4 protein-coding genes are annotated in these 5745 nt (G+C 57.6%); all 4 read right to left on the minus strand.

The genetic code is table 11. The features are described 5' to 3' along the window. Nucleotides 1-1291: DUF11 domain-containing protein (locus HKN06_07415; protein ID NNF61142.1), on the minus strand; the 1291-nt coding region annotated here is incomplete at its 3' end. A gap of 57 nt (nucleotides 1292-1348) precedes the next feature. Beyond that, on the minus strand, nucleotides 1349-2074 hold the full coding sequence (locus HKN06_07420) for a hypothetical protein (GenBank protein ID NNF61143.1): 726 nt from the start codon (nucleotides 2072-2074) through the stop codon (nucleotides 1349-1351). 174 nt (nucleotides 2075-2248) lie between these two features. Further along, complete coding sequence (locus HKN06_07425; GenBank protein ID NNF61144.1) at nucleotides 2249-3493, minus strand: hypothetical protein; 1245 nt, start codon at nucleotides 3491-3493, stop codon at nucleotides 2249-2251. 511 nt (nucleotides 3494-4004) lie between these two features. After that, nucleotides 4005-5735 carry a hypothetical protein gene (locus HKN06_07430; protein ID NNF61145.1) on the minus strand — a complete coding sequence of 577 codons (1731 nt, stop codon included), beginning with the start codon at nucleotides 5733-5735 and terminating at the stop codon, nucleotides 4005-4007. Between the last annotated feature and the right edge of the window lie 10 nt (nucleotides 5736-5745).

Here is a 5745-nt window from a genome sequence, read left to right on the forward strand (position 1 = left end):
GCGGCGTGTAGGTGTAAGTACCGTCGCTATTCAGCGTCAGCGTGCCACCGTTGGCCGTGGTAAACGGACTGCCCAGCGTGATCGGCGTACCGCCCTGATCCGCAGCCGTCACCGTGGTCGGGCCATCACCCAGGGTGTCATTGGCCAGTACATCACCGGTGGCATCAGCACCGCCTTCGGTGGCCGTGTTGGTATCTGCGCTGGCGCTGGGCAGCAGGTCAATAACCGGAGTATTGCTGTCGCTGTTGTTGGTGGGGTCCGGATCGATCTCGTTCGCCCCGGTTATCGTCGCGGTGTTGGTGTACGGGCCAGTAGCGTTAACCGTGGCCGTAATATCAATGGTCGCGCTGCCGCCACTCGCAATTGCGCCGATATCCCAGAGGCCGGTGCCTGACGTATAGGTGCCATCGCCAACGGCACTGACAAATGTGTAACCCGCTGGCAGTGCATCGGTAATTTCAACGCCCGACGCTGCATCAGGACCCGCGTTGGCGGCCGTCAGCGTAAACACAACGTTCTGGCCTACCTGCGGATTATTGTTGTCGACCAGCTTGCTTACAGATACGTCTGCTTCAGGGTCATTGATCGTAATGTCATGCAATGCGATGACTTTGCGGTTCGGATCGTTGTCCGGGCCTTCGATGGGGTAGCGCCACTGAATCAGCACCTGGGTAATACGCTGATTAAAAGTGAAAGTGGCGTTAGCGTTTCCCGTGTTTGGCTGTGATGAGGCCGTACCCTCAACGGTATTGGAAGGGCTGGAGGGATTCAGCTGGTTAAAGCCGAGGCCCGGCAGGACAATGCTTGACGGATCCACGCTGCCGCCGCCTACCGCGGTCGCAGTGACAACCACTCGATCCCAGAAATTGTTGACATTGTTACTGCGGTCGACGTCAAACAGCGTGAAGGTAACGTCTTCCACACCCCCGGGGTGTGTGAAATCCATGATGATGGAGATTTCGTAGTCGGCCTGTGTCGTGCCTGGCGGATAGTCCTTGGCAAAATGCAGCGACTGTTCGGCGCCACCGAAGCCGCCTTCCTGGACATTGCGGATGCCGGGGGCGATCGGCGGTGTACCCGCAGTGACGATTCCGTCCAGCGCAGCGGTATTGCCGGCCATCGAGAAATTGACGCTCCCGTTACCAAGCACATAGCTCTGACTCTGGCTGCTATCCGGCCAGGTCAAGGTATCCCAGTCCAGTGTCTGTGTGGCGGCCATCGCCGCATTGCCCGCCAGAACGAAGATGGCCGTAACAGCCGACAGAAAGGTGCGCTTGCTAAAGAAAGACATATTGCTAATCCGCTAGGTGGTTTGTTTTTGTTTGCGTGGTATCAGATGTGATCAGAGCTATTCGTCGATGTCATCGTCATCGAAAATCACTACTTCGCCCTGGTCATCGAGCAGCACTACGCCTTCAGCAGTCGTCAATCGCACGAAGAACGACTCTGCAGGTTCGCTGGTATCGTCACCGATAATGAACACAGTGAGGTCGGCTGATTGCTGTCCCGCAGAAAAGCTGATCTGACCAGCCGCTGCCAGATAATCATTGCCGACCACGGCGGTACCGTCCTGAGTAGCCCAGTCGATTAGCACCGGGCCCGGCGCCGGCACATCGAGGCTCACCGTAAGCACAACCGGTACATTAGTAACGTTATTGAATTCGGTGCCCTGACCATCATTGATAACAACATTCGGCAATGGCGGCATCGGGTCCGACGAGCCGTCGTCCGACGAACTGTCATCATCCGAAGACTTGTCATCCGACTTGCTGTCATGGTCTTTGGAACTACCATCATCTGACGATTTGTCATCAGACTTGCTGTCATGGTCTTTGGAGCTGTCGTCGTCAGAAGACTTGTCGTCCGAGCTGCTACCTGAATCCGACGAGCTGTCCTCATCGCCGATCATCAACTCTTCGAGACAGGCCACGTCGCCTTCATCACAGAATCCGGTGGCCAGCGCTTCTTCCAGGGTCAGGCCGGAAGCGGCAAGCGCATCGGAGAATTGCGCCGAACCCATCCACGAGCCGACCAACAATACCGCAACTGCGGTGAAGTTCAGAGACTTAGTCATTGATTTATAATCCTTTTTTTGGTCGGCCAGCGCTTTTCCGTGGAGTCCGCGGCCGACGTCAGCGAGTCACTTGAATCCCAAAGTCCTCGCGAAAACCGAGTGACGCTAGCACATTAGCCTTCATTTATGGGCTGCGGATTGCAAACTTTCCTTAACTTTTTGTATTCCAACACTTTACTCGTCTATGTCATCATCGTTCAGCAGAGTGCCCACGCCGGTCCCATCGCCAATATTCAGGCCAACGGGCTTCGACAGGACCACTTCGAAAGTTTCGTCGGATTCAAACACATCGTCGGCAACCGTTTCGATGAAAATATTCTGTGCCAGATCGCCGGCGAAGAACATCAGCACACCGGTCGCCGCAACAAAGTCTTCACCGGAGAATGCCGTCCCGTTGGCCGTATTAAACTCGACTTCTACTGTCTGGCCAGCGGGCACGGGCTCGGATAGCGTCACCAGGAACTGCAATTGGTTAGACGCAACGGAGCCTTCGTCAACCATCGCATCACCGACGCTCACAACCGGCACCACTACCTGCGCCGCCTCATTCTTGTAGAAGACCCCACACTTGGGCTGCTTCTTGTCTTGCGACTGATCATCCGAACTTCCGTCATCCGACTTGCTGTCGTGGTCTTTGGAACTACCGTCATCTGACGATTTGTCTTCCGAACTGCTGTCGTCGTCGCTCGAATTGTCATCCCGCAGCACCTCTTCGAGACAATTGGTATCGCCCTCATCACAGTAACCGCTGGCGATCGCACGCCTGAGCGCTTTGCTGGTTTTGCGTGCGGTAGATTTTTCGTCGGACGACCCGTCATCGCTCGATGAATCGTCATCACTGGAAGCGTCATCCCCGGGGCAAGGCATCTCGGGGTCGGCGTACTTGTAGTTGCACCCCGAGCGAACCCAGACACCGGTAATCACCTGTCCAACCAGCTCGCCCACGCCCGAGAACTCCCCTGATTTGCCTTTTACTTTTGAAACATACTGGGTGCGGCCATCGTGGAAAAGCAGGGTCACCGAATCAAGTTTCTTGCTTGAGGAAACCATGACCGTGAGATTATCAGAGGCGAACGATACGGTTACTTCCGGCAAACAACTTTTTACCTTGGCATCGCTGGAACTGTCGTCATCACTGCCTGCATCAGAACTATCGTCGTCGTTGTCCTCTGTGGTCCGGACTTTGGCTGAAGTTGACGTATGCGTGAAGAACGCTCCTTCACGGGCAGGGACGGCCTTAACCGTCGGCCCGGACGATCGTTCGCTCCAAGAGGCAACAGCACGCGCCAGATATTCAGAAAAATGCATTTCGCGGGCTTTCTCTCGGGCATCGGCTGCCGTGGGGTGTGCGAGGATGAGTGAGCCTGCGAGGGCAAGCGCGAGCATGCTGAATTTGCCGGTTGTGGAGAAGTTTTTCATTTGCCTGCCTCTTAAACGAAAAGACCCACGCTGCAGCTCTCGCTACCATGGGTCCTTAAACGAAAAAACCCACGCTGCAGCTTTCGCCACCATGGGTTAGTACTTGCTCAGATTGTTACGGGTGCGCTCGCCGCCCCCGTTTCCTGCCGGGCTCTCTTGCCCAACAGGAACCGCAGTTTAGGGCCTGTTCGCGCATGGACTCTGTGAAGGCCGTCACAGATAGTCGCCACGAATGTGACTGATTGTTAACGAGGTTAAGCTCTCAGCAGTCGTTGCTTAACATATTCGCTGAATCAGGGCACAAGCATGCTTTGCCCCGCCAGGGGAAGGATTGCTACTGGCTCCCTGCCCTGGATCAAGTCCGGGGCAGGCTTTGCGCGGGGATGGCGTTGGTGGCCGCGGGCACGATGTTGGTGACTGCGGAGATGAGATTGAGAACGACAGCGAAGGTCCGGGGCAAGCTCCCCGGAGGCGACAGCAACGATAGGCCAACATGTCGCCGGCGTGCGGCTTAGTACTTGCCGGTGAGGTTCAGGAACCAGCCCTGGTACTCGTAGCTGAGATCGGTGAGATCGTCGCTGAAATCGGTGAAGTTGTAACCGATGCCGAGCTTGAAGTGCTCGCCGAAGTGCCGATCAAGTTCCACCAGGAAGCCTGAGCGCATGCTGTCATCCTCGGCCACATCCAACAGGCGGTACTCAAGCACGCCGTCCCAGCGCTTTATCAGATGGTAGCGTCCGCGCAGGGCGAACAATCGGGCCGTACTCTCAAACCAGTTGCCGGAGTTGCGATCGAAGCGCAGCTCACCGCGGCGCTGGGCAATCTTGCCGCCCAGCTCCCAGCGACGAGTCAATTGATAAAGCGCCTCGACAGCCACCACGTTGGATTTCTGGTCGGTGCCCGCGCCTGATTGGCCGATCGCAGGCAAATCATATAAATAAGTGTACTTGGCCAGCAGGTTGAGTCGATTGTTGTGCACGGGCCGGTAGGCGAAACCGAAGCCTGCTTCAACAAACTTGGCATCAAGGTCGCTGCTAATCTGGTTCTGGGTATCGGAGTAGTTCAGCCTCAGCATCATCCGCAAGCTGTCGTTCAGCTTCCAGTTCAACCGGTTGGACGAGAGGTACTGCTCCCGATCCTCGGCGCCCTCGTCGTCACGGTACTCGAACTTGGCGGCCCACTGCACTTCCTGGTTGCGATACTGGCCGGACAAGGTCGCTGCGTCGCGTTCCACCGGCCCGCTCAAGGCCTCGAGATCGCCACTTTGGATACTAAGACCGAAATTCCAGCCCGGCCGCGGGATGAAGTCGAGACCGAAAGCATGGCTCACACCCGCTTCCTGGTTACCACGGCTGAACTGACGCTCGTTGAACACGCTGACCTGGTTGCTGATGCGCGAGCGATGGCCCAGCGTCAGTTGGCTGCGCCGGTCACCCGCATCGCTGCGATCCGTTGACAGCGTGTAGCTGGTGTACAGGCGATGATCGTTGTTAATGCGATGATCCAGACTCAGCGTGGCAGCATCGCCCCGGTCGCCCGAGGAGTACTCGGTCGCCAGGTTGGTCTTGTTGCTCACGCGCCAGCGGGCGCCCACGGTGCCGAGATTATTGTCCGGCACGGCGTCATCGTTATCAATAGTGAATTGCCCCTGAGCATAAACGTCCCAGTTGCTACCAATTCGGTAGGTAAAGCGCAGAGCGCCCAGCGTATTTTCCAGCGAAGTCCCAGCCACCAGGTTGTCGGTCTGCTGCCTTCTCACTTCTGCGGAGACGGTGCCCCTGTCGGTGAGGCGGTAATCGCCCTGCACCGCCACGCGCTGGTCTTCGGCCTGACCAGCACGTTCGACCACGGCCAGACGAGCAGACAGTCGCAGGCGCTCATTGAGCTCACCCGAGACTTCAGCCCCGTACTCGGTCAGCTCGGTACCCGTGTCACGACGTGCCGCCGAGAACCCGGCCTCACTCTGGCGCCACCAGGTCGCAGCGGTCAGATCCCGCTCGGTCAGCCCTTGCTCGCGGAAGTTCACCCGCCCTTCCAGCGCCAGGGCATCGCCCTCACGATCGGCCAGGGTGGTCGGGTTGGTGGTCACAAAGCTCAAACCACCATTGTCCGAATAAAACACCGGCGCCTGGGTCGCCTCGGTCCTGGCAATCTCGGCCTTGAGATAAGTCCCGCGGCCCGCCTGCAAGGTCACGTCCGCACCCAGCATCTGGTAGTCCTCGCCACCGCGGTTCTCGTCCACCGCGGTCACG

The organism is Gammaproteobacteria bacterium (genome assembly GCA_013003425.1).
Lineage (GTDB): Bacteria > Pseudomonadota > Gammaproteobacteria > Steroidobacterales > JABDKV01 > JABDJB01.